Genomic DNA, 23,232 nt, shown 5'->3' with positions numbered 1-23,232 from the left:
AATCAGGCTCCTTGAGCATTGCGAGATCTACGCAACGCACTGCGCAGCTGCTCGTGCCAACGCGGGCGTTTCCGGGGTGGGACATGATCCACACCACCCGGGGACCACGGATTGCACCGGAGGATCCGCCAGGCGGTAAGAACCGTCCCCTTCACCGCACCATGCCGGTCGATGGCCGTGTACCCGTAGTGCGAGCACGAAGGGTAGTAGCGGCACACCGGGCCGAGCAGCGGACTGATCGTCCACTGGTACAGCTTGATCAAAGCGAGCAGCGGGTACTTCATCGAGCCACGCCTCCCAGGAGCCGCTGGAGAGCGGCGTCCAGGTCACGGGCCAGCTCGTCGAGGCCGGCGTCACCCGCACCGGGCAGAGCCCGTACCACCACCAGGCTACCGGCGGGCAGCTGGGACAGCCGCTCCCGGACGAGATGGCGCAGACGGCGCTTGACCCGGTTCCGTACGACGGCGTTGCCGACAGCCTTGCTGACGACGAAACCCGCACGCGTCGAGGGATCGATCTCCCCCGCCACGTGCGGGTCCGTTGCACCGCTTGTACGTAGGTGGACGACGAGGAGCGGGCGTCCAGCCCGCCGCCCCCGCCGTACCGCGCTCGCGAAGTCCTCGCGCCGCCTCAGCCGATTTTCGGGAGACAGCACGACGTCACGACCCGCGCGTGTTACGCGGAAAGGGCGGCGCGGCCCTTGCTGCGGCGGTTCGCCAGGATGGCGCGGCCGGCACGGGTACGCATCCGCAGGCGGAAGCCGTGGGTCTTGGCACGACGGCGGTTGTTCGGCTGGAAGGTGCGCTTGCTCACTCGGGGGCTCCAGAGAATGAATCGTTGTGGCGGGACATCGCCTGGCTGTCACCGTGCGCCCACGAGGAAACTCGCGTGTTCGCCCGAGTGGCACCGCTACATGACCACGATCAGTGATCTTCGCCCATCGGTAGGCAGGCGGCAGCAGCCATCGACAACTCGACCTCGTTACGGTACGCGCGGCTACGCCATCCGGTCAAACCGAGCCCTGACTGCCGCACACTGTGCACAGGCTGTGGACAACGACTTGAACCGTACCCACCGGCCTGACTACCGTTGTCTGATCCCGGATTTTTTGTCCCGACCGTCCCAAAGAACCACACATTCGTGGAACCGGGACCTGTGAGAGAGCGTGCTCTGTGGCTGACGTACCTGCCGATCTTGCCGCAGTGTGGCCACGCGTGCTCGACGTGCTCCTGGGGGAGGGACAGCCGGGCGTCGAGCCCAAGGACAAGCAGTGGGTGGAACGCTGTCAGCCCCTGGCCCTCGTGGCGGACACCGCTCTGCTCGCCGTGCCCAATGAATGGGGGAAGCGGGTCCTGGAGGGCCGGCTCGCCCCCCTCATCAGTGACGCCCTCAGCCGCGAGTGCGGCCGGCCCATCCGGATCGCCATCACCGTGGACGACTCCGCGGGGGAGCCGACGCCGCCCGCCCCCTCCGCCCAGCAGCGTGACTCCTACGAGCCCTACGGCGGCCAGCGGCCCGGCGGACACACCGGCCCCGGCGGCTCCGACGACGAACGGCTGCCCTCCGCGCGCCCCGCCTACCCGGACTACCAGCAGCAGCGCCCCGAGCCCGGCTCCTGGCCCCGCGGCGGCCAGCAGGACGACTACGGCTGGCAGCAGCCCCGCCTCGGCGGCTTCCCCGAGCGTGACCCCTACGCCTCCCCGCAGCCGGGCTACCTCCAGCAGTCCGAGCCCGGAGGCTACGAGCAGGGGGCGTACGAACAGGGTTCCTTCGAGCAGCAGCAGTACGAGCAGTCCCCGTACGAGAACCAGCAGCACCAGCCACACCAGCCACACCAGCAGCACCAGTACGAGCAACAGCAGTACGAACAGCCCTCCCCGCGGCCGGCCCCCAACCGCCCCGCCCCCTCGGCCCCGTCCGGCGGTTCGACCTCGGGCCCGCTGGAACCGACCGCCCGGCTGAACCCCAAGTACCTGTTCGACACCTTCGTCATCGGCGCCTCGAACCGCTTCGCGCACGCCGCCGCGGTGGCCGTCGCCGAGGCGCCCGCGAAGGCGTACAACCCCCTCTTCATCTACGGCGAGTCGGGCCTCGGCAAGACACACCTCCTGCACGCCATCGGGCACTACGCGCGCAGCCTCTACCCGGGCACCCGGGTGCGGTACGTGAGCTCCGAGGAGTTCACCAACGAGTTCATCAACTCGATCCGCGACGGCAAGGGCGACGCGTTCCGCAAGCGCTACCGCGAGATGGACATCCTGCTCGTCGACGACATCCAGTTCCTGGCGAGCAAGGAGTCGACGCAGGAGGAGTTCTTCCACACCTTCAACACGCTCCACAACGCCAACAAGCAGATCGTGCTGTCCTCCGACCGGCCGCCCAAGCAGCTCGTCACCCTGGAGGACCGGCTCCGCAACCGCTTCGAGTGGGGCCTGATCACCGACGTCCAGCCGCCGGAGCTGGAGACCCGGATCGCGATCCTGCGCAAGAAGGCGGTCCAGGAGCAGCTCAACGCCCCGCCGGAGGTACTGGAGTTCATCGCCTCCCGCATCTCGCGCAACATCCGCGAGCTGGAGGGTGCGCTGATCCGCGTCACCGCGTTCGCGAGCCTCAACCGTCAGCCGGTGGACCTCGGCCTGACGGAGGACGTGCTCAAGAACCTGATCCCGGGCGGCGAGGACAGCGCGCCCGAGATCACCGCCTCGGACATCATGGCCGCCACCGCCGACTACTTCGGGCTCACCGTTGACGACCTGTGCGGCTCCTCGCGCAGCCGGGTCCTGGTCACGGCCCGGCAGATCGCCATGTACCTGTGCCGGGAGCTCACGGACCTCTCCCTGCCCAAGATCGGGGCCCAGTTCGGCGGCCGCGACCACACCACGGTCATGCACGCGGACCGCAAGATCCGGGCCCTGATGGCGGAACGGCGCTCGATCTACAACCAGGTCACGGAGCTCACCAACCGCATCAAGAACGGCTGAGGCCGGCTCCAGACTCCCCAGGACACCCGCGGAGGACCCGTCCAACGGCCCTCCGCGGCCCTCGCACGCTCACCTACAGGGGCGCTTCCGGATCGAACCGGGGGCGCCCTTCTTCATGTGCGCGCCTGTGCTCTGTTCGAATACGCCCCCTGGAGGCCAACTCATCCACAGATTGGGCGACTTTCTTCCGTCCACACCCTGGGGAGGGGCTGCGTCACCCACAATCTGTCCACAGGGGCGCAGGTTGAGAGGTCATCAACCCAGTTCAGCCGCCTGTGGAATTGTGCACAACGTCTATCCACAGGCTGTGGACAGAAAATCCTTCCACAGGCTCGTCCACCTCTTCGTCCACCGCCCACTCACAGGTTGCCGCATCCTGTGCACAGGATCCGATGACTTCTCCACACCGTTGTCCACTGTTCGGCAACGCGCACCCCGCAGTCACCACCCCGAGTGAAAGCCGTCACATGGATACCGGTGTTTGGTCTGTGGAGTACTGGGGAAAAGCTGGGGACACACCTGTGGAGTAGTGGGGGTCGTCTGGGGACGGCCTGTGCAGAAGTTTTCGTTCTCCACAGGGACACCGTGTTGTCCACCGGTGCCGCCCACAGGGTGTGGGGATAAAAAACCGGGCCTGACCTGCGAGAACGGGCTTATCCACCGTTTCCACAGGCCCTACTACTACCCCCATAGAGAGTTAGGCCGGATTCGGTTTTCAAGCAGGTCCTGTGCACAACTCGTCGTCCTGCCGTCCCGGCGCCGTGCTCCCGACTTGACCGCCGACAGCGCCGACTGTCGGCGCCGTACGTCAGACTGGTCCCCGGCACCGAGGCCTCGGTCCGTCGAGACCCTGGGCCGAGAGCCGACGACGAAGGCCGGCAGACGAGCGAGCAACAGCAGGAGGCGGTTCCGGTGAAGATCCGGGTGGAGCGCGACGTACTCGCGGAGGCGGTGGCTTGGGCTGCCCGTAGCCTCCCGGCCCGGCCGCCGGTGCCCGTTCTCGCGGGCCTGCTGCTCAAGGCCGAGGACAGCACGCTGTCCCTCTCCGGCTTCGACTACGAGGTCTCCGCCCGCGTCTCCGTCGAGGCCGATGTCGAGGAAGACGGCACGGTCCTGGTCTCCGGCCGGCTCCTCGCCGACATCTGCCGCGCCCTCCCCAACCGCCCCGTGGAGATTTCCACAGACGGTGTACGGGCGACCGTGGTCTGCGGCTCCTCCCGGTTCACACTCCACACCCTGCCTGTGGAGGAGTACCCGGCGCTGCCGCAGATGCCGACCGCAACCGGCACCGTCCCCGGTGAGGTCTTCGCCTCCGCCGCCGCCCAGGTCGCCATCGCCGCCGGCCGCGACGACACGCTGCCCGTGCTGACCGGTGTCCGCATCGAGATCGAGGGCGACCGGGTCACCCTCGCCTCCACCGACCGCTACCGCTTCGCGGTCCGCGAGTTCCTGTGGAAGCCGGAGAACCCCGACGCGTCGGCCGTGGCCCTGGTGCCCGCGAAGACCCTCCTGGACACCGCCAAGTCGCTGACCAGCGGTGACACCGTCACCCTCGCCCTTTCGGGCTCCGGTGCGGGCGAGGGCCTCATCGGCTTCGAGGGCGCGGGCCGCCGCACCACCACCCGCCTGCTCGAAGGCGACCTGCCGAAGTACCGCACGCTCTTCCCGACGGAGTTCAACTCCATCGCGGTGATCGAGACCGCCCCGTTCGTCGAGGCCGTCAAGCGTGTGGCCCTCGTCGCCGAGCGCAACACCCCGGTCCGCCTGAGCTTCGAGCAGGGCGTGCTGATCCTGGAAGCCGGCTCCAGCGATGATGCACAGGCTGTGGAACGCGTCGACGCGAAGCTGGAGGGCGACGACATCTCGATCGCCTTCAACCCGACGTTCCTGCTGGACGGCCTGAGCGCGATCGACTCGCCCGCCGCCCAGCTGAGCTTCACCACCTCCACCAAGCCCGCGCTGCTCAGCGGCCGTCCCGCCGTCGACGCCGAGGCGGACGAGGCGTACAAGTACCTGATCATGCCGGTCCGCCTCTCCGGCTGAGTCCGTCCCGTCGGGCCCGGTCTCGCGCACGCGCGGACCGGGCCCGACGGCGTCCCGGCACGTTGGGTGGGGTCCTGCCTGACGGCCCGGCGTAGGCTCGGATCCGGGGACGGCCCCGGATCCCGGGGAGCCCGGCACAGACGGCCACAACGCTTAAGGAAGCACCTGATGGAGCTTGGTCTCATCGGTCTCGGCAAGATGGGCGGCAACATGCGCGAGCGCATCCGCCGCGCAGGCCACACCGTCATCGGATACGACCGCAACCCGGACCTCGCGGATGTCCACAGCCTGCGGGAACTCGTGGACGGCCTCCAGGCCCCCCGCGTGGTGTGGGTGATGGTCCCGGCCGGTGCGGCGACGCAGTCCACCGTCGACGAACTGGGAGAGCTGCTCTCGCCCGGCGACATCGTCGTCGACGGCGGCAACTCGCGCTGGACGGATGACGAGAAGCACGCCGAGGAGCTGGCCGCCAAGGGCATCGGCTTCGTCGACTGTGGCGTATCCGGCGGCGTGTGGGGCCTGGAGAACGGCTACGCGCTGATGTACGGCGGCGAGAAGGAGCACGTCGCGGCCGTACAGCCGATCTTCGACGCCCTCAAGCCGGAGGGCGAGTTCGGCGCCGTGCACGCGGGTAAGGTCGGCGCCGGCCACTTCGCGAAGATGGTCCACAACGGCATCGAGTACGCCATGATGCAGGCCTACGCCGAGGGCTGGGAGCTGCTGGAGAAGGTGGACTCGGTCACCGACGTCCGCGAGGTGTTCCGGTCCTGGCAGGAGGGCACGGTCATCCGTTCCTGGCTGCTGGACCTCGCCGTGAACGCGCTGGACGAGGACGAGCACCTGGAGAAGCTGCGCGGCTTCGCGCAGGACTCGGGTGAGGGCCGCTGGACGGTCGAGGCGGCGATCGACAACGCCGTTCCGCTGCCGGCCATCACCGCCTCGCTGTTCGCCCGGTTCGCGTCCCGCCAGGACGACTCCCCGCAGATGAAGATGATCGCCGCGCTGCGCAACCAGTTCGGCGGCCACGCGGTCGAGAAGAAGTAGTCCGCCCGCACGACCGGCAACACCAGCAACACTCGCAAGACAGCAAGACAGCAAGACAGCAAGCAGCAGGAAGCCGGGGGAGGTCGGCGCCGAATGCACGTTTCGCATCTCTCACTGGCCGACTTCCGCTCGTACGCCCGGGCCGAGGTTCCCCTCGGTCCGGGCGTCACCGCGTTCGTGGGACCCAACGGCCAGGGCAAGACGAACCTCGTCGAGGCGATCGGCTACCTGGCGACCCTGGGCAGCCACCGGGTCTCCTCGGACGCCCCGCTGGTACGGATGGGCGCGGACCGGGCGGTCATCCGTGCGGCCGTGGCGCAGGGCGAGCGCCGGCAGCTGGTCGAGCTGGAGCTCAATCCGGGGCGCGCGAACCGCGCCCGTATCAACCGGTCCTCGCAGGTCAGACCGCGTGACGTGCTGGGGATCGTCCGTACGGTGCTGTTCGCGCCGGAGGACCTGGCCCTGGTCAAGGGCGACCCGGGAGAGCGGCGCCGCTTCCTGGACGAGCTCGTCACCGCCCGCTCACCGCGGATGGCCGCGGTCCGCTCCGATTACGAGCGGGTGCTCAAGCAGCGCAACACCCTCCTCAAGTCGGCGGCCATGGCCCGTCGCCACGGCGGGCGTTCCATGGACCTGTCGACCCTCGACGTGTGGGACCAGCACCTCGCCCGGGCGGGCGCGGAACTGCTGGCGCAGCGGCTGGACCTGATCGCGTCCCTGCTGCCGCTGGCGGACAAGGCGTACGAGCAGCTCGCGCCGGGCGGCGGCCCGCTGGGCATGGCGTACCGGTCCTCGGCCGGTGAGCCTGTGGACAGCGGGGCGGCGCGCACCCGGGAGGCGCTGTACGAGGTACTGCTGGCGGCGCTGTCGCAGGTGCGCAAGCAGGAGATCGAGCGGGGCGTGACGCTGGTCGGCCCGCACCGTGACGACGTGCTGCTGCGGCTCGGGGAGCTGCCGGCCAAGGGGTACGCGAGCCACGGCGAGTCCTGGTCGTACGCGTTGGCGCTCCGGCTGGCCTCTTACGAGCTGCTGCGCTCGGAGGGCGACGAGCCGGTGCTGATCCTGGACGACGTGTTCGCGGAACTCGACACCCGGCGCCGCGAGCGGCTGGCGGAGCTGGTGGCTCCCGGTGAGCAGGTGCTGGTGACGGCGGCTGTGGACGATGACGTTCCGGATGTGTTGGCGGGGACGCGGTTCGGGGTGTCCGGCGGTGAGGTGACCCTGCTGTGAGCGACCACGAGGAGCAGCACCCGGAGCGCAAGGCCCCGCCGTTGTCCGGAGTGGACCTGGCGCGGCAGGCGCTGGCGGCCGCGCGCGAGCAGGCGCGGGCACGCGGCAACGCGGCGCCGGGCAGGAAGCGGCAGCAGCAGGGGCTGCGGTCGGGTGCGCGCGCGGACGGCCGGGATCCGATGCCGTTGATGGCGGCGCTGGCCCGGCTGCGGACCGAGCACGGCTGGGAGATGCCGATGGCGGTGGCCGGTGTGATGGAGCGCTGGCCGGAGATCGTCGGTCCGGAGATCGCCACGCACTGCGTGCCGGAGCGGTACGAGGACCGCGAGCTGGTGGTCCGCTGCGATTCCTCGGCGTGGGCGGCGCAGCTGAAACTGCTGGCGCCGCAGCTGGTCGCGCGGCTGAACGCGGAGCTGGGCCAGGACACCGTACGGATGATCAAGGTGCACGGCCCGGGCGGCCGGCCGAAGCAGTACGGACCGTGGCGGGTGCCGGGCGGCACCGGTCCGGGCGATACGTACGGCTGACACCTCCCTCTTTTCCTCCTCCTCTTTTCCTCCCCCGCGCCCGGTGGGCGCCCGGTGGGCGGTGTCCCGCGCCCGCCCTGCGGCATGTGGATCACGGGTCGGCGACGGCACGGTTTCGGCCAGGTCGCGGCCCTGCTCCGGCGCGCTCCCCGGCGTGGTGTCCCTCACGGTAGTGAGAGGTTGACAGGCCGAAGCGCTCAACGCCCGTGTGAGCCTCTTTGAGCCCCTCCCCGGATATGGGGAGTCGGAGAGAGGAGGTTCAGGGCGGCACATGAGGACTCAGGTACCCGCAAACCCCCATTCATGTCCGCGGTACCGGTAGACTGAAGCGAATCCCGCCCGCTTGCGGGATCCGCTGACAAACGCTGACAACGCAGATCGACGCAGCCGCTCCTGCTTGCATGCCTGCTGGCCCGGAGTTCGGCCTGTGCTGTGCCAGAAAGGGCGCTTCGTGGCCGATTCCGGCAACCCCAACGACAACCAGTCCACAGCCGGCGAGGGCGGCGGGGCCACCTCGTCGTACGACGCCAGTGCGATCCAGGTCCTGGAAGGCCTGGACGCGGTCCGCAAGCGGCCCGGCATGTACATCGGGTCGACCGGTGAGCGCGGTCTGCACCACCTCGTGTACGAGGTCGTCGACAACTCCGTCGACGAGGCCCTGGCCGGGCACGCGGACACCATCGACGTCACCATCCTCGCCGACGGCGGGGTGCGCGTGGTCGACAACGGCCGCGGCATCCCGGTCGGCATCGTCCCGTCCGAGGGGAAGCCGGCCGTCGAGGTCGTCCTGACCGTCCTGCACGCGGGCGGCAAGTTCGGCGGCGGCGGCTACGCCGTCTCCGGCGGTCTGCACGGCGTCGGCGTCTCCGTCGTGAACGCCCTGTCGACCAAGGTCGCGGTCGAGGTCAAGACGGACGGCCACCGCTGGACCCAGGACTACAAGCTGGGCGTGCCGACCGCCCCGCTGGCGCAGAACGAAGAGACCGACGAGCACGGGACGTCGGTGACGTTCTGGGCCGACGGGGACATCTTCGAGACGACCGAGTACTCCTTCGAGACGCTGTCGCGGCGCTTCCAGGAGATGGCGTTCCTCAACAAGGGCCTGACGATCTCGCTGACGGACGAGCGCGAGTCGGCGAAGGCCACCGTCGGTGCGGACGACCCCGACGCGGACGCGGCCGAGCCCTCCGCGCGCACGGTCACGTACTTCTACGAGGGCGGCATCGTCGACTTCGTGAAGTACCTCAACTCGCGCAAGGGCGAGCTGATCCACCCGACCGTCATCGACATCGAGGCCGAGGACAAGGAGCGCATGCTCTCGGTCGAGATCGCGATGCAGTGGAACTCGCAGTACACCGAGGGCGTCTACTCCTTCGCGAACACGATCCACACGCACGAGGGCGGCACCCACGAGGAGGGCTTCCGCGCGGCGCTGACCGGTCTGGTCAACCGCTACGCGCGTGACAAGAAGCTGCTGCGAGAGAAGGACGACAACCTCGCCGGTGAGGACATCCGCGAGGGTCTGACCGCGATCATCTCGGTCAAGCTGGGCGAGCCGCAGTTCGAGGGCCAGACGAAGACCAAGCTGGGCAACACGGAGGCCAAGACCTTCGTGCAGAAGGTCGTGCACGAGCACCTCAACGACTGGTTCGACCGCAACCCGGTCGAGGCCGCGGACATCATCCGCAAGTCGATCCAGGCGGCCACGGCCCGCGTCGCGGCCCGCAAGGCCCGTGACCTGACCCGCCGCAAGGGCCTGCTGGAGAGCGCCTCGCTGCCGGGCAAGCTGTCCGACTGCCAGTCGAACGACCCGACCAAGTGCGAGATCTTCATCGTCGAGGGCGACTCCGCCGGCGGCAGCGCGAAGTCCGGCCGCAACCCGATGTACCAGGCCATCCTGCCCATCCGCGGCAAGATCCTGAACGTCGAGAAGGCCCGTATCGACAAGATCCTCCAGAACACCGAAGTCCAGGCGCTGATCAGCGCCTTCGGCACCGGCGTGCACGAGGACTTCGACATCGAGAAGCTCCGCTATCACAAGATCATCCTGATGGCGGACGCCGACGTCGACGGCCAGCACATCAACACCCTGCTGCTGACGTTCCTCTTCCGCTTCATGCGGCCGCTGGTCGAGGCCGGTCACGTGTACCTCTCGCGCCCGCCGCTCTACAAGATCAAGTGGGGCCGGGACGACTTCGAGTACGCGTACTCGGACCGCGAGCGCGACGCCCTGGTCGAGCTGGGCAAGCAGAACGGCAAGCGGATCAAGGAAGACTCGATCCAGCGCTTCAAGGGTCTGGGCGAGATGAACGCCGAGGAACTGCGCGTCACGACCATGGACGTGGACCACCGCGTGCTCGGCCAGGTCACGCTGGACGACGCGGCGCAGGCCGACGACCTGTTCTCGGTGCTGATGGGCGAGGACGTCGAGGCACGTCGCTCCTTCATCCAGCGCAACGCCAAGGACGTTCGGTTCCTCGACATCTGAGTCGGTCTCCGCTGACCGCCTGAAAGGACTTCTGACCAGCAATGGCCGACGAAACCACCCCCACCGCAGAGAACGCCGCGGAGGAGCAGCCCGTGCTGCGGATCGAGCCCGTCGGGCTCGAGACGGAGATGCAGCGCTCCTACCTCGACTACGCGATGTCCGTCATCGTCTCGCGCGCGCTGCCCGACGTACGGGACGGCCTCAAGCCGGTGCACCGTCGCGTGCTGTACGCGATGTACGACGGCGGCTACCGGCCCGAGAAGGGCTTCTACAAGTGCGCCCGCGTCGTCGGCGACGTCATGGGCACCTACCACCCGCACGGTGACTCCTCGATCTACGACGCGCTGGTCCGCCTGGCGCAGCCGTGGTCGATGCGGATGCCGCTGGTGGACTCGAACGGCAACTTCGGCTCCCCGGGCAACGACCCGGCGGCGGCGATGCGCTACACCGAGTGCAAGCTGATGCCGCAGGCCATGGAGATGCTCCGGGACATCGACGAGGAGACCGTCGACTTCACGGACAACTACGACGGCCGCAACCAGGAGCCGACGGTCCTGCCGGCGCGCTTCCCGAACCTGCTGGTCAACGGCAGCGCCGGCATCGCGGTCGGCATGGCCACCAACATCCCGCCGCACAACCTGCGCGAGGTCGCGGCGGGCGCCCAGTGGGCGCTGGAGCACCCGGAGGCCTCGCACGAGGAGCTCCTGGACGCGCTGCTGGAGCGGATCAAGGGCCCTGACTTCCCGTCCGGCGCCCTCGTGGTCGGCCGCAAGGGCATCGAGGAGGCGTACCGGACCGGTCGCGGCTCCATCACGATGCGCGCGGTGGTCGAGGTCGAGGAGATCCAGAACCGCCAGTGCCTGGTGGTCACCGAACTCCCGTACCAGACCAACCCCGACAACCTCGCGCAGAAGATCGCCGACCTGGTCAAGGACGGCAAGATCGGCGGCATCGCGGACGTCCGCGACGAGACCTCCTCGCGGACCGGCCAGCGTCTGGTGATCGTCCTCAAGCGGGACGCGGTCGCCAAGGTCGTGCTGAACAACCTGTACAAGCACACCGACCTCCAGACGAACTTCGGCGCGAACATGCTGGCGCTGGTGGACGGGGTGCCGCGCACCCTGTCGATCGACGCGTTCATCCGCCACTGGGTCACGCACCAGATCGAGGTCATCGTCCGGCGGACGAAGTTCCGCCTGCGCAAGGCGGAGGAGCGCGCCCACATCCTGCGCGGTCTGCTCAAGGCGCTGGACGCGATCGACGAGGTCATCGCCCTCATCCGGCGCAGCAACACCGTCGAGATCGCGCGCGAGGGCCTGATGGGCCTGCTGGAGATCGACGAGATCCAGGCGAACGCGATCCTGGAGATGCAGCTGCGGCGCCTGGCGGCCCTGGAGCGGCAGAAGATCGTCGCCGAGCACGACGAGCTCCAGGCGAAGATCAACGAGTACAACGCGATCCTCGCCTCCGAGGCCCGCCAGCGGCAGATCGTCAGCGAGGAACTGGCGGCGATCGTCGAGAAGTTCGGCGACGACCGGCGCTCCAAGCTGGTGCCCTTCGACGGTGACATGTCCATCGAGGACCTGATCGCCGAAGAGGACATCGTCGTCACGATCACCCACGGCGGGTACGTCAAGCGCACCAAGACCGAGGACTACCGCTCGCAGAAGCGCGGCGGCAAGGGCGTGCGCGGCACGAAGCTCAAGCAGGACGACCTGGTCGACCACTTCTTCGTGTCCACCACGCACCACTGGCTGCTGTTCTTCACGAACAAGGGCCGCGTCTACCGGTCCAAGGCGTACGAGCTCCCGGACGCCGGGCGTGACGCGCGCGGTCAGCACGTCGCGAACCTGCTGGCCTTCCAGCCGGACGAGAAGATCGCCCAGATCCTCGCGATCCGCGACTACGAAGCGGCGCCCTACCTGATCCTGGCCACCAAGGGCGGCCTGGTGAAGAAGACGGCGCTCAAGGACTACGACTCTCCCCGTTCGGGTGGTGTCATCGCCATCAACCTCCGCGAGACGGAGGACGGGAGCGACGACGAGCTCATCGGTGCCGAGTTGGTGTCCGCCGAGGACGACCTGCTGCTGATCAGCAAGAAGGCGCAGTCGATCCGCTTCACCGCGACCGACGACGCGCTGCGTCCGATGGGCCGTGCCACCTCCGGCGTGAAGGGCATGAGTTTCCGTGGCGGGGACGAACTGCTCTCCATGAGCGTGGTCAGGCCCGGTACCTTCGTCTTCACCGCGACCGACGGCGGCTACGCCAAGCGGACGCCGGTGGACGAGTACAGGGTCCAGGGCCGTGGTGGTCTGGGCATCAAGGCCGCGAAGATCGTCGAGGACCGCGGTTCGCTCGTCGGCGCGCTGGTGGTCGACGAAACGGACGAGATTCTCGCCATCACCCTCAGCGGTGGTGTGATTCGTACGCGCGTCAATGAAGTCCGGGAGACCGGCCGTGACACCATGGGCGTCCAGCTGATCAACCTGGGCAAGCGGGACGCCGTGGTGGGTATCGCGCGGAACGCCGAGGCCGGTCAGGAGGCCGACGAGGTCGACGACGAGAATGCGTCGCAGACCGAGGAAGCCGAAGGACAGGCCGCTGAGGCCGCCGAGGGCACGCAGCCTTCGGCTGGGGAGCACGAGGAGTAAGTCGTGAGTGGAGCCACGGGCGCCGGACCGGCCAAGACTGGAGCGAACGGTGCCCGTGGCCCCGCCGCGGATTCTCAAGGCGGGGGCGCCCCCGCAAAGGGCAGGGGGAGCACCGTGACCGATACGCGAGGGCCGAAGTCCAAGCCGAAGGCCGGCGCGGCCCAGGATCCGGGCGCGCAGCCGTACACGCCGCCGCAGGCCCACGGGGCGTCCGCGGGCCCGGGTGCGCAGCGTCAGGTGCGCACGGGGGTCCGTACGGCACCCCGGACGCGCAAGGCGCGGCTGCGGGTGGCGAAGGCCGACCCGTGGTCGGTGATGAAGGTCAGCTTCCTGCTCTCGATCGCGCTCGGCATCTGCACGGTCGTGGCATCCGTGGTGCTGTGGATGGTCATGGACGCGATGGGCGTCTTCTCGACCGTCGGCGGCACGATCAGCGAAGCGACCGGTTCCAACGAGAGCAACGGCTTCGACCTCCAGTCGTTCCTTTCGCTGCCACGCGTGCTGATCTTCACCTCCGTGATCGCGGTGATCGACGTCGTGCTGGCGACGGCACTGGCGACGCTGGGCGCGTTCATCTACAACGTCTCGGCCGGCTTCGTGGGCGGTGTGGAGCTCACGCTCGCCGAGGACGAGTGAGCCTGACTGACCTGCGGGGACGCTCCCGCGGAACGGATTTGGGACCTGCCGGGTCTGTGCGCTAACCTTCAGGAGTCAGCGCGCAGCGCGGATGGGGCTATAGCTCAGTTGGTTAGAGCGCATCCCTGATAAGGATGAGGCCACAGGTTCAAATCCTGTTAGCCCCACAGTGTCGAAGACCCCCAACCGATCCCGGTTGGGGGTCTTCGCGTTGTCCGGCCTCCGCGGTCGATCGCCCCCGGAGCGGCGGCCGTAGGGTGCTGTGCATGGGAAGCGTTCTGCACGTGCCGACGGAAGAAGACATGGAACTGGTCGGGTTCGCCCGGCGCATCGTGGAGGCCAATGGCGACGGGGAGACACACACGGTCGGTGCGGCCGTCCGGGACGTGCGGGGGCGGATGTTCGGAGGCATCAACCTCTACCACTTCACCGGCGGGCCGTGTGCGGAGCTCGCGGCGCTGGCACACGCGCGCGCCGAGGGGGCACGGGAGCTGGTGACCATCGTTGCCGTCGGCGACAGGGGCCGCGGAGTGCTGGCGCCGTGCGGACGCGACCGGCAGGTGCTGCTGGACTACCACCCGGGCATCCGAGTCCTCGTCCCCACGGCCGCAGGGCCGCGCGGCATCGACGTCACGGACCTGCTGCCGCACAGCTATGTGTGGGCGGATCAGGCCGTCCTTCCGCCCGCTTCCGGGTGATCCGCACCGACTCCTGCGTGGGGCCGGTCGAGTGCCGCCGGAGGGGCCCCTCAGATAACCGATCGGTATCGGTCGGTGTGTATTGTGGGCCGTCAGAAGTACCCAACGTCAACGAAAGACGAGGTCGCGCGGTGAAGAAGCTGCTCCTGGTCGCACTGGCCGCCATCGGCGGTCTCCTCGTGTACCGCCAGATCCAGGCGGACCGCGCCGAGCAGGACCTGTGGACGGAGGCAACCGACTCCGTGCCTTCTGGTTCCGGCGTGTGAGACCCACTGTTTCCCACAAGGCCCCGGCTGCCGCTGCTGCCGGGGCTTTGTGCTGTTCTGTGGCGAAAGATTGCGGTACGCAAAGTTCGGGCTTGCGGGAGTGAATCCGGGGTGTGGGTGCGCGTGAGGGGCGGGGTACGGAGAACGGCGGGGGCCGGGGCGGCTGTCGTGGGGCTCGCCGTGTGGACGGCGGGGGCCGCGTTCGCGGCCGGACCCGCGCCCGGGCCGCTGCCCGAGTACCGCCTGGCCGAGGGAGCCCGCACGGTCCAGGGCAAGCCCTCCAGCGCCGACGCACCGCCGCTGGAGCCGGACACGGTCTACGAGGACACCGTCTCCCCCGGTGAACGGTTCTACCGGCTCGCCCTCGACGACACCTCCGACTTCTACGTCTCGGCAGTGGTCCGGCCCGGCAAGGGCTCCAAGGTGGGCTACAGCGACGGCATCGAGGTCGAGATCATGACCAAGGAGGGGCGGCGCTGCCCCAACCCGGGCCGGGCGGACTTCGGTTACGACCCCGTCCCGACCGGTGCGGCGGCCGTACGGCGGGTCCGGGAGGACGCCGAGTGCCAGGCGGGCGGCATCTACTACGCCAAGGTGACGCGGACCGCGGCCAAGGACTCCGCCGGGGGAGCGTGGCCGGTGGAGCTCCTGGTCCGGCGCGAGCCCGGCCTGGGCGGCCCGGTGCCCACCGTCGCACCCAGCGTGTGGCCCTCGGCCTCGCCGACGCTGCCGGGTACGGAACCGGTGGGGCGTACCGGCGGGACCGGCTTCAACGACGCCCGCGCCCTGGGGAGCGGGGTGTGGCGTGACGACCTGCGGCCCGGGCAGACCCGTTTCTACCGCGTCCCGCTGGACTGGGGACAGCAGTTGGGGGTCGGTGCGGAGATCGCGGCCGCCGAGATGACCAAGCCGTACGGATCCGCCGCCGGCGGGCTCACCGTGTCGCTGTACAGCCCCTTCCGGGGGCTGGTCGGCTCCGAGGACACCTCCTACGACGGCAAGCAGGCGGCCGTCACCCTGCCGAAGACCGCCCCGGTGGCGTACGAGAACCGCTACGCGAACGAGGCCGGGGTGCGCGGGGCGGGGGTGGCCGGCTGGTACTACCTCGCGGTGACGCTGGGCGGGAAGGTCGCGGAGTTCACGCGGGACGCCACGCCGGTTCCGCTGACGCTGCGGATGGAGGTCATCGGCGCCCCGGCCAAGGCGCCCGCGTACCGGGAGAGCCTGGGCGCGGCCGGGTTCGGGGTCGGTCCCGCCGACCGGACGGCCGCGAAGGAGGGCCTCACCGGACCGGAGGCGGCCGCGGCCGAGAGCGACCGCTCGGTGATGCGGGTGGTGGCCGGCGCGGGCTTCGGCACCGGGGCGGTGCTGCTGCTCGGACTCGGGGCCTGGTTCCTGCTGGCCCGGCGGAACGCCGGCCCCGGACATTAGATCCGGGTCAGCGCCCAGGTGCCGAGCGCGAAGCAGAGCAGGGCGGCGGTGAGGACGGCGGCCGTGACCCGGCGCGGGGGCGGGGCGATCCCGGAGCGCACCCAGGGCGGCTGCGGGGGCGCGGCCGGCGGGGCGAGGTGGAAGCTCCCGGTCTCGGAGGGGCCGTAGCCCGTCGGCGGGCCGTACGAGGGGTGCGGTGCGGGCGGCGCCGGGACGGCGGGCGGGGTGGCCCCGGGCGGCTGAACAGGCGGCTGAACGGGCGAGGGCGTGAGCCCGGCCGGCGGGGACGGGGTTTCTTCGGGGGCGACGGCGACTCCGGACGCCGGGACTTGGGGACCTTGGGGACCTTGGGGACCTTGGGGACCGAAACCGTCGGGGAGCGGCCCGAGTTGGTCGAACACTTCCACGGGCTCTTCGTCCGCCGGGGGCGGCGGCAGCAGCTCGACGGCCTCGGCAAGGGCCTTGCGTGCCCCCGTGGCGGTCCGGAACCGTTTTTCGGGGTTCGGGTGCAGCAGACCCGCGATGACGTCCCACAGGGGCCCGGGGACGCCCTCGGGTGCCCCGGGTGTCCCCTGGGTCAGGAAGTGCTGCACCAGCACCTGGGAGTCGGGCTTGCTCCCCCGAAGGAGGTACAGCGCGACCAGGCCGACGGCGAACAGGTCGGCGGGGAAGTCGGGCTCGGCGCCCAGCATTTGCTCGGGGGCGAAGTACCCCGGCGTGCCGACCACGACGTGGGTGTCGGTGAGCCGGGGCTCACCCTTGCGCATGGAGATCCCGAAATCGGACAGCCGCAGGTGCGGCCGTCCCGTCCCCGTCGCCTCCATCAGGATGTTGGCCGGTTTGATGTCGCGGTGGACGACGCCCTCCGCGTGCACCGCCGCCAGCCCCGTGAGGAGCTGGTCGAGCAGCGTGCACACGAAGCGGGGCGGCAGCGGTCCGTAGTCCGCGATCACATGGGCGAGGGAGCCGCCGCCGACCAGGTCCATGGTGAACAGGACCTTGTCGTCGTCGGCCGCCCAGCTGGCCGGGGCCAGCACGTGCGGGTGGTCGATCCGCAGGGCCTGCTCGCGCACGAAGCGCAGCAGGGTGTGGGCGTCGCCCTGGAGGAGGACCTTCGCGGCGACGTACCGGCGACGGCGGTGGTCCCAGGCCCGCCACACCGCGCCCGCGCCGCCCCGTCCGATCGGGTCGACCAGCTCGTACCGGCCGGCGAAGACCTCACCCATCGCTGTGCCCGTCCCCCGTCGTCGCTCGTGCGGTCAGTTCTGGTGGGCCTCGTAGTGGGCGACCGCGTCGGAGGTGCGCCCGGCTCCGTACACCCTCAGGAACTCGGCGAGTTCCGGATGGCTGGCGGCGAGCGTGTCCGCCGCGTCGATGATGTCGCCCGCGGCGGAGACCGAGCGCAGCAGGGACTGGATCTCGCGCACGACCCGCTTGACCGTGGGTGCGCCCGAACCTGTGGTCGTCTGACCGCTGTTGATGAGGACGGAGCCGCCCTGGGTCCGCTTGATCTCGTCCATGCGGTCGGTGGCCTCGGCCGCGCTGACGCTGCCGTCGGCGACCTGGCCGGCGAGGTCCTGGAGCGCCTGGACCCGCTGGACCACGGCCGGGTTGCCGATCTTGGCGCGCTGGCCGCTCATCAGCTGGGACAGCATCGGGGCCGACAGTCCGAGGACGGCAGCGAGGCGGGCCTGGTTCAGCCCGAGGTCGTCTATGAGCCGGCGGAAGAGCGCTCCCAGCGGCTCGCCGTACCAACTGCGCTGGAGCTCCCTGGCTCTGGCCGTGGCCTCTTGCTGTACTGCGTCCACGCTGACAACTCCCCTTCGCTGGTGCGAACCTCGCGAGCATCTTACGGAGAGTGGTCGCGGGGCGGGAGTCCCTATCATTTTGCGGGATGAGGGGGTACACCCGGTACTCTGTTCTGCGGAACGACCACTCCTTCACCGGGGGACGGGCGTATCCGTTTTCGGGGCCTTAGCTCAGTTGGTAGAGCGCTGCCTTTGCAAGGCAGATGTCAGGAGTTCGAATCTCCTAGGCTCCACTCTTGAAAGACCCCCTTGACCTGCGGAAACGCCGGTCAAGGGGGTCTTTTGTCTGTTCGGCCGGGGACCGCCTGTCCGGCCACGGACCGGGAGGGCCGGCGGCCGGTCCGATGTTTCACGTGAAACACCGTCGCCCGGACGGGTCAGCCACGGGGCCGCGTCCGGGATGGTGGTCGAGAGTGGGGTGAGGCACTGTGGCCAGGGGGGCGACATCACGCCGGAGGCGCACACACCATGGGAATCTTCGACTTCCTGAAGTCCGACAAGAAGAGGCAGGAAGAGGCCGCCGAGAAGGCGAAGGAGCAGGCCGAGCAGCAGGCCCCGGCCAGGGCGGCAGGGCCCAACGACATGGGCGGGAAGTACACCGACGCCACCTCGGCCACCAGGGCGGCCGCCGCCCCGGCCCCGCCCAAGCCGGTACCCGGGCACGTGCAGCACAAGACGCCGACCCCGGCCTCCGCCGCGCACAAGGCGGTGCCGGCGGCGCCGAAGCCGCCGTCCGAGGCGCAGCGCACCTACATCGTCCGGACAGGTGACTCGCTCTCCGCGATCGCCCGTCGCGAGCTGGGCAACGAGGGGCGGTGGCGCGAGCTGTACGCCATGAACAAGTCCGTCGTCGGTCCCAACCCCGACATGATCCGGCCGGGCATGGTGCTCATGCTCCCGAGCTGAGGCCGACGGGCGAGGGCGCGGTGAAGGGGCCCGGATCCGCCAGGGATCCGGGCCCCTTCACCGCGCCTCGCGCGCCCGTCGACTACTGCTGCGTGCCGACTACTGCTGCTCGCGCCGACTACTGCTGCGCGTCGCCGTTCGGGTTCGCCTCGTTCTCCTTGGCCGCCAGCTCGTCGTCGAAGGTGGCCGGCTCGGCGTCGCGCCCCGACGTCTCCGTGGCCGCCGGCGGTTCCACGAGCCAGTCCGGGTTGGACTGCTGGTCCCACCACTTCCATGCGGCGAAGGCCGCGCCCGCCACGACACCGGCGATCGCGAGCCCCTTGAGCAGCCGGCCCGCGCGCGCCCGCCGCTCGTGCTTGCGCACGAGCCGCTGCACTTCCTTGGCCGTCACCTGGCCGCGCAGCGCCGCGAGCGCCGCGGAGGACCGCGACGCCGCCTCTTCCGCCATGGGCTGGGCAGCCGCGAGCGCGCTTTCGATCCGGGGCTGGGTGTAGTCGGCGGCCTGGCGCGCCACCCGGCGCGTCTGGTGCACCGCGGTCGTGGCGGCGCGGTCGACGTTCGGGGGTACGTGGGCCCGCGCGGCCCGGAGGCGCGGGTGCAGATGGCTGTCGTAGGTCGTACGGGCCTGCCGGGCGGCCTCTCCGGCCGCGTACGAGACCTTCGGCGCCAGCCGCTCGTTCGCCTCGTGCGCGTAGTGCACAGCCGCGTCCTTGGCGGTTCCTGCGTACGGCGCCACCACTTCCGCTGCGTGCCGCATGCTCTCCCTGGCGTTCTCGGCTGCCAGGCGCACGCTGTCCTTGCGGGTCACGGGATCCTCCTCCTCGGTGGCGGACACAGTTCACCTTTCCACCCTTTGTCGGATCATGCCTGTCCCCACGCCAACAGGCATGTGAGACAGGGCATTCGGGTGGAGGGTTTCCGTGGGCCGGCCCGCATCGTGGGAGGATCGGGAACCGACAGTGAGCACTAGGGAAGGCAGATCCCGTTGGCCGAGAAGCTCTACGCCACGCTGAAGACGAACCACGGCGACATCGAGATCGAGCTGCTGGCGAACTTCGCCCCCAAAACGGTACGGAACTTCGTGGAGCTGGCCACCGGCGCGCGCGAATGGACCAGGCCGACGGACGGTCAGAAGACCACGGACCCGCTGTACGACGGCACGGTCTTCCACCGCATCATCAGCGGGTTCATGATCCAGGGCGGCGACCCGCTCGGCAACGGCACCGGCGGTCCCGGTTACCAGTTCGCCGACGAGTTCCACCCCGACCTGGCCTTCACCAAGCCGTACCTGGTCGCCATGGCCAACGCCGGACCGGGCACCAACGGCTCCCAGTTCTTCATCACCGTCGCACCCACCGCCTGGCTGACCCGCAAGCACACCATTTTCGGCGAGGTCACCGACAAGGCCAGCCAGAAGGTCGTGGACGAGATCGCCGCCCTGCCGACCAATCCGCGTACCGAGCGGCCGCAGGACGACGTGATCATCCGGACGGTGGTCGTCGAGAAGCGCTGATCCCCCGGCGCCGCACCGGGAACCTTCCCCGCCGCCCGTCCGTCCTCGATACGTACCTTGACCGGACCGGTGGGGCGGCGCCCGCGCCAGTCCCGCCGTCAACCGAGGGGACCGATGGACACCGACCGTCTGCCGGGCTGCTACCGCCACCCGGACCGCGACACGGGGATCCGCTGTGTCCGCTGCGAGCGCCCGATCTGCCCCGAGTGCATGATCAGCGCCTCGGTCGGTTTCCAGTGCCCCGAATGCGTCCGCGAGGGCTCCGGTACGGGCCGTCGCCCCGCCGACAACGCACCGCGGACCCTGGCGGGCGGCGTCGTCGCCGCGGATCCCCACCTCGTCACCAAGATCCTCATCGGGATCAACATCGCGGTCTTCCTCGCGGCGCAGGCGGCGCCGGGCCTGCCCGTGCGGCTGGAGTTGCTCGGCCGCTACGTGGAGTACTACGGAGCGCCCCTGGAGGGGGTGTCCACCGGCCAGTACTACCGGCTGCTCACGTCGGTGTTCCTGCACACCGAGTGGTGGCACGTGATCGGCAACATGATCGGCCTGTGGGTACTCGGCGGCCCGCTGGAAGCCGCCCTCGGCCGGGTCCGCTATCTCGCGGTGTACCTGCTGTCAGGTCTGGGCGGCAGCGCCCTCGTCTATCTGCTGACCGCGCCGAACACCGCGACCCTCGGTGCGTCGGGAGCCGTCTTCGGCCTGCTCGGCGCGACGGCCGTCCTCGCCCGCCGGATGCGGTACGAGATGCGGCCGGTGATCATCATGGTCGTTCTGATGCTGGCGCTGACCTTCGTACGGGTCGGCGACATCAGCGTGTCCTGGCAGGCACATGTGGGCGGTCTGGTCACCGGGGCACTGGTCACGCTGGGGCTGCTCCTGCCCGGCGCCGGCCGCAGGCGGATCCTCCTCCAGTGGGGGAGCTGCGCGGCGGTGTTCCTGTTGGCAGTCCTGCTGATCGCGGTCAGGACGGCCGGGCTGGCCGCACTCACCTGATCACACCGGCGTCAACTCTCCACAGAGTTATCCACAGATCTTCTGTCTTTTCCTCAGGTGTGGATGACGCTGTGGATAACTCATGGGGAGAGCTTCCGCCGGCGGTGGATTTCCGCTATGTCCGCCGGGCTACTTCCACTGCGTCGAGACGCCGAATCCCGCCGCGATGAAGCCGAAACCGACCACGATGTTCCAATTGCCCAGGGATTCGATGGGCAGCTGGGTGTCGGTCACATAGAAGACGACGATCCAGGCGAGGCCGATCAGGAAGAACGCGAGCATGACCGGGGCCACCCAGCTGCGGTTCGTCAACCTGATCGCCTGCGGCTGCCGCGTCGGCGGCGGCGTGTAGTCGTCCTTCTTGCGGATACGTGACTTCGGCACGAGGGGCTCTCCTGTCGATGCGCTGGGGACCTTGCCTGCCCCGGGCGTCCGTTAGCGTAGTGGACCTGTGGCGTTGAAGGAGAAGGGTACGTTGAGCGATTCCCACGACTCCTCCGCGGGTCCCCGCCGTCGGCTCCGACCGGTCCGGCTGCTGACCGCCGTCGTTTTCGCCCTCGCCGGTCTCATCTTCGTCACCAGTTTCAACACGTCCAAGGGTACGAACATCCGCACGGACGCCTCGCTCCTCAAGCTCTCCGACCTGATCCACGAGCGCAGCCAGAACAACGCCGAGCTGGAGAAGACCACGGCGGCGGTGCGCGGCCAGGTGGACGCCCTCGCAGAGCGCGACGACGGCAGCACCAAAGCCGAGGACGCCAAGCTGGCCGCCCTGCGCGCCGCCTCCGGCACCGAGGCGGTCTTCGGCAAGGGGCTGACGGTCACCCTCAACGACGCCCCGCCGAACGCCGTCCCCCGCATCCCCAACGTGCCCGACCCCCAGCCCAACGACCTCGTGATCCACCAGCAGGACCTCCAGGCCGTGGTGAACGCGCTGTGGCAGGGCGGCGCCACCGGGATCCAGATCATGGACCAGCGCCTGATCTCCACCAGCGCCGTCCGCTGCGTCGGCAACACCCTGATCCTCCAGGGCCGGGTCTACTCGCCCCCGTACAAGGTCTCCGCGGTGGGTGACCCGGGCGCGTTGCGCAAGGCGCTCGCCGCCTCGCCCGCCCTGCAGAACTACCAGCTGTACGTCACGGCGTACGGCCTGGGCTGGAAAGTGGACGAGCACAAGGCGCTGACACTGCCCGGGTACTCCGGCACAGTGGACCTCCACTATGCGAAGCCCGTGGAATCCGCCACGTCCACGTCCACGTCCACGCCGACGTCCTGACGTCGTACTGCGCCTGCTGGTGCGGACGTTCAGCGAGGTGTGCCTGACGGCCGGCACGGTGATCGTGCTGTTCGTCGCCTACCTGCTGCTGTGGACGGGCGTCCGGGCCGACCGGGCCATGGACGGCGAGGTGGCCCGGCTGCACGAGCGCTGGGCGGCCCCCGCCGCCCCCACCGCCCCGGCGCCGGCGGCCGCCCCCGCGCCGGGCGCCACCCCGTCCGCTCCCGCTACCGCCCCTCCCCCCGCCCCGCCGCTCGCCGACGGGCGGGCCTTCGCCGAGATGTACGTGCCCCGCTTCGGCGCGGACTGGAACAAGCCCGTGCTGGAGGGCACCGGCCCGGAGCCGTTGAAGAAGGGCCTCGGCCACTACCCGCGCTCGGCCCGCCCCGGCGAGAGCGGGAACTTCGCGGTGGCCGGGCACCGGCGGACGTACGGGGACCCCTTCAAGGACGTGCCGGAGCTGCGCCCCGGGGACGCCGTGATCATCAAGGACGCCGTGGCCTGGTACACGTACACCGTCCGGACCGGGCCGCTGCGCGTCCTGCCCACCGAGACGGGGGTGGTCGACCCGGTACCGCAGGGATCGCCCTTCACCGCCCCCGGCCGGTACCTGACCCTGACCACCTGCGAACCGGAATGGGGCCACAGCCACCGCCTGGTGGTGTGGGCGGAGCTCACGGGGACCCGGCCGGCCGGCCAGGGACCGCCCGGGGGATTGCCGAGGTGACCCCCCACTTA

23 protein-coding genes and 2 tRNA genes are annotated in these 23,232 nt (G+C 69.8%); 18 read left to right on the top strand and 7 right to left on the bottom strand.

Annotation, left to right across the window (positions count from 1 at the left end; translation table 11 throughout):
- Positions 1 to 2: 2 nt before the first annotated feature.
- The 3 genes from yidD to rpmH are packed head-to-tail and all read right to left on the bottom strand — an operon-like array spanning position 3 to position 813.
- A complete protein-coding gene (gene yidD / locus OHA81_RS16160; protein ID WP_075970728.1) occupies positions 3 to 284 on the bottom strand; it encodes a membrane protein insertion efficiency factor YidD in 282 nt (93 codons plus the stop codon).
- Positions 281 to 655, bottom strand: a complete 375-nt coding sequence (gene rnpA, locus OHA81_RS16155) for a ribonuclease P protein component (RefSeq protein ID WP_329196661.1) — start codon at positions 653 to 655, stop codon at positions 281 to 283. The genes yidD and rnpA overlap by 4 nt, the downstream gene beginning before the upstream one ends.
- A 20-nt stretch (positions 656 to 675) precedes the next feature.
- A complete protein-coding gene (rpmH, locus tag OHA81_RS16150; RefSeq protein WP_018547628.1) occupies positions 676 to 813 on the bottom strand; it encodes a 50S ribosomal protein L34 in 138 nt (45 codons plus the stop codon).
- Positions 814 to 1,172: 359 nt separating this feature from the next.
- Here rpmH and dnaA point away from each other — a divergent pair, with 359 nt between their 5' ends.
- The 12 genes from dnaA to OHA81_RS16090 all read left to right on the top strand — a co-directional run bounded on the left by dnaA (position 1,173) and on the right by OHA81_RS16090 (position 15,995).
- Positions 1,173 to 2,981 carry a chromosomal replication initiator protein DnaA gene (gene dnaA, locus OHA81_RS16145; protein WP_329196659.1) on the top strand — a complete coding sequence of 603 codons (1,809 nt, stop codon included), beginning with the start codon at positions 1,173 to 1,175 and terminating at the stop codon, positions 2,979 to 2,981.
- Between the two features lie 912 nt (positions 2,982 to 3,893).
- Positions 3,894 to 5,024, top strand: a complete 1,131-nt coding sequence (dnaN, locus tag OHA81_RS16140) for a DNA polymerase III subunit beta (RefSeq protein ID WP_329196658.1) — start codon at positions 3,894 to 3,896, stop codon at positions 5,022 to 5,024.
- 78 nt (positions 5,025 to 5,102) lie between these two features.
- Positions 5,103 to 6,068, top strand: coding sequence for a phosphogluconate dehydrogenase (NAD(+)-dependent, decarboxylating) (gene gnd / locus OHA81_RS16135; protein ID WP_443056771.1), 966 nt, complete (start codon positions 5,103 to 5,105; stop codon positions 6,066 to 6,068).
- Between the two features lie 93 nt (positions 6,069 to 6,161).
- Complete coding sequence (recF, locus tag OHA81_RS16130; protein ID WP_329196655.1) at positions 6,162 to 7,298, top strand: DNA replication/repair protein RecF; 1,137 nt, start codon at positions 6,162 to 6,164, stop codon at positions 7,296 to 7,298.
- The gene (locus tag OHA81_RS16125; protein ID WP_329196653.1) at positions 7,295 to 7,825 is read left to right on the top strand and encodes a DUF721 domain-containing protein; all 531 of its coding nucleotides are present in this window, start codon (positions 7,295 to 7,297) and stop codon (positions 7,823 to 7,825) included. Before recF ends, OHA81_RS16125 begins: the two co-directional genes overlap by 4 nt.
- 427 nt (positions 7,826 to 8,252) lie before the next feature.
- Positions 8,253 to 10,313, top strand: a complete 2,061-nt coding sequence (gyrB, locus tag OHA81_RS16120) for a DNA topoisomerase (ATP-hydrolyzing) subunit B (protein ID WP_329196651.1) — start codon at positions 8,253 to 8,255, stop codon at positions 10,311 to 10,313.
- 41 nt (positions 10,314 to 10,354) lie between these two features.
- Positions 10,355 to 12,964 carry a DNA gyrase subunit A gene (gene gyrA / locus OHA81_RS16115; protein WP_329196649.1) on the top strand — a complete coding sequence of 870 codons (2,610 nt, stop codon included), beginning with the start codon at positions 10,355 to 10,357 and terminating at the stop codon, positions 12,962 to 12,964.
- Between the two features lie 3 nt (positions 12,965 to 12,967).
- Positions 12,968 to 13,600: a DUF3566 domain-containing protein gene (locus OHA81_RS16110; RefSeq protein ID WP_329196647.1), complete on the top strand. Its 633-nt coding sequence runs from the start codon at positions 12,968 to 12,970 to the stop codon at positions 13,598 to 13,600.
- Between the two features lie 93 nt (positions 13,601 to 13,693).
- Positions 13,694 to 13,767: transfer RNA gene (locus OHA81_RS16105), tRNA-Ile, on the top strand.
- 99 nt (positions 13,768 to 13,866) lie between these two features.
- The gene (locus OHA81_RS16100) at positions 13,867 to 14,298 is read left to right on the top strand and encodes a cytidine deaminase family protein (RefSeq protein ID WP_329196645.1); all 432 of its coding nucleotides are present in this window, start codon (positions 13,867 to 13,869) and stop codon (positions 14,296 to 14,298) included.
- A gap of 131 nt (positions 14,299 to 14,429) precedes the next feature.
- On the top strand, positions 14,430 to 14,564 hold the full coding sequence (locus tag OHA81_RS16095; RefSeq protein WP_208809277.1) for a DLW-39 family protein: 135 nt from the start codon (positions 14,430 to 14,432) through the stop codon (positions 14,562 to 14,564).
- 168 nt (positions 14,565 to 14,732) lie between these two features.
- A complete protein-coding gene (locus OHA81_RS16090; RefSeq protein ID WP_329196642.1) occupies positions 14,733 to 15,995 on the top strand; it encodes a hypothetical protein in 1,263 nt (420 codons plus the stop codon).
- On the opposite strand, the gene OHA81_RS16085 is transcribed toward OHA81_RS16090, so the two are convergent.
- Together OHA81_RS16085 and OHA81_RS16080 are read right to left on the bottom strand one after the other, a co-directional pair.
- On the bottom strand, positions 15,992 to 17,221 hold the full coding sequence (locus OHA81_RS16085) for a serine/threonine-protein kinase (RefSeq protein ID WP_329196641.1): 1,230 nt from the start codon (positions 17,219 to 17,221) through the stop codon (positions 15,992 to 15,994). The two genes, OHA81_RS16090 and OHA81_RS16085, sit on opposite strands and share 4 nt — an antisense overlap.
- 33 nt (positions 17,222 to 17,254) lie before the next feature.
- Positions 17,255 to 17,803 (bottom strand): DNA-binding protein, encoded by a 549-nt coding sequence (locus tag OHA81_RS16080; protein ID WP_329196640.1) that lies wholly within the window; start codon positions 17,801 to 17,803, stop codon positions 17,255 to 17,257.
- Between the two features lie 160 nt (positions 17,804 to 17,963).
- Between OHA81_RS16080 and OHA81_RS16075 the strand changes: the two genes are divergently transcribed.
- Together OHA81_RS16075 and OHA81_RS16070 are read left to right on the top strand one after the other, a co-directional pair.
- A tRNA-Ala gene (locus OHA81_RS16075) sits at positions 17,964 to 18,036 on the top strand.
- 235 nt (positions 18,037 to 18,271) lie between these two features.
- Positions 18,272 to 18,709: a LysM peptidoglycan-binding domain-containing protein gene (locus OHA81_RS16070; protein ID WP_329196638.1), complete on the top strand. Its 438-nt coding sequence runs from the start codon at positions 18,272 to 18,274 to the stop codon at positions 18,707 to 18,709.
- 118 nt (positions 18,710 to 18,827) lie between these two features.
- Here OHA81_RS16070 and OHA81_RS16065 read toward each other — a convergent pair whose 3' ends face one another.
- The gene (locus OHA81_RS16065) at positions 18,828 to 19,517 is read right to left on the bottom strand and encodes a DUF5324 family protein (protein WP_329196636.1); all 690 of its coding nucleotides are present in this window, start codon (positions 19,515 to 19,517) and stop codon (positions 18,828 to 18,830) included.
- A gap of 177 nt (positions 19,518 to 19,694) precedes the next feature.
- On the opposite strand from OHA81_RS16065, the gene OHA81_RS16060 reads away from it, so the two are divergent.
- Positions 19,695 to 20,222, top strand: coding sequence for a peptidylprolyl isomerase (locus OHA81_RS16060; protein ID WP_329196634.1), 528 nt, complete (start codon positions 19,695 to 19,697; stop codon positions 20,220 to 20,222).
- A gap of 114 nt (positions 20,223 to 20,336) precedes the next feature.
- Entirely contained in the window at positions 20,337 to 21,218 is an 882-nt protein-coding gene (locus OHA81_RS16055) for a rhomboid family intramembrane serine protease (protein ID WP_329196632.1), read from the top strand.
- Between the two features lie 129 nt (positions 21,219 to 21,347).
- Here the strand turns inward: OHA81_RS16055 and crgA are convergent, their stop codons facing one another.
- Positions 21,348 to 21,602 (bottom strand): cell division protein CrgA, encoded by a 255-nt coding sequence (crgA, locus tag OHA81_RS16050; RefSeq protein ID WP_190185596.1) that lies wholly within the window; start codon positions 21,600 to 21,602, stop codon positions 21,348 to 21,350.
- A gap of 91 nt (positions 21,603 to 21,693) precedes the next feature.
- Here crgA and OHA81_RS16045 point away from each other — a divergent pair, with 91 nt between their 5' ends.
- Positions 21,694 to 22,494, top strand: coding sequence for a DUF881 domain-containing protein (locus OHA81_RS16045; protein ID WP_329196631.1), 801 nt, complete (start codon positions 21,694 to 21,696; stop codon positions 22,492 to 22,494).
- A gap of 13 nt (positions 22,495 to 22,507) precedes the next feature.
- Positions 22,508 to 23,221, top strand: a complete 714-nt coding sequence (locus tag OHA81_RS16040) for a class E sortase (protein ID WP_443056770.1) — start codon at positions 22,508 to 22,510, stop codon at positions 23,219 to 23,221.
- The last annotated feature ends 11 nt before the right edge of the window (positions 23,222 to 23,232 follow it).

Source organism: Streptomyces sp. NBC_00667 (assembly GCF_036226825.1).
Lineage (GTDB): Bacteria > Actinomycetota > Actinomycetes > Streptomycetales > Streptomycetaceae > Streptomyces.
This window is presented reverse-complemented; position numbering and strand designations above follow the sequence as displayed.

Coding starts and splice junctions, on each gene's coding strand:
- OHA81_RS16070 (WP_329196638.1), top strand. CDS start 18,272: ATGGGAATCTTCGACTTCCTGAAGTCCGACAAGAAGAGGCAGGAAGAG.
- OHA81_RS16085 (WP_329196641.1), bottom strand. CDS start 17,221: ATGGGTGAGGTCTTCGCCGGCCGGTACGAGCTGGTCGACCCGATCGGA.
- recF (WP_329196655.1), top strand. CDS start 6,162: ATGCACGTTTCGCATCTCTCACTGGCCGACTTCCGCTCGTACGCCCGG.
- OHA81_RS16100 (WP_329196645.1), top strand. CDS start 13,867: ATGGGAAGCGTTCTGCACGTGCCGACGGAAGAAGACATGGAACTGGTC.
- gyrA (WP_329196649.1), top strand. CDS start 10,355: ATGGCCGACGAAACCACCCCCACCGCAGAGAACGCCGCGGAGGAGCAG.
- yidD (WP_075970728.1), bottom strand. CDS start 284: ATGAAGTACCCGCTGCTCGCTTTGATCAAGCTGTACCAGTGGACGATC.
- OHA81_RS16055 (WP_329196632.1), top strand. CDS start 20,337: ATGGACACCGACCGTCTGCCGGGCTGCTACCGCCACCCGGACCGCGAC.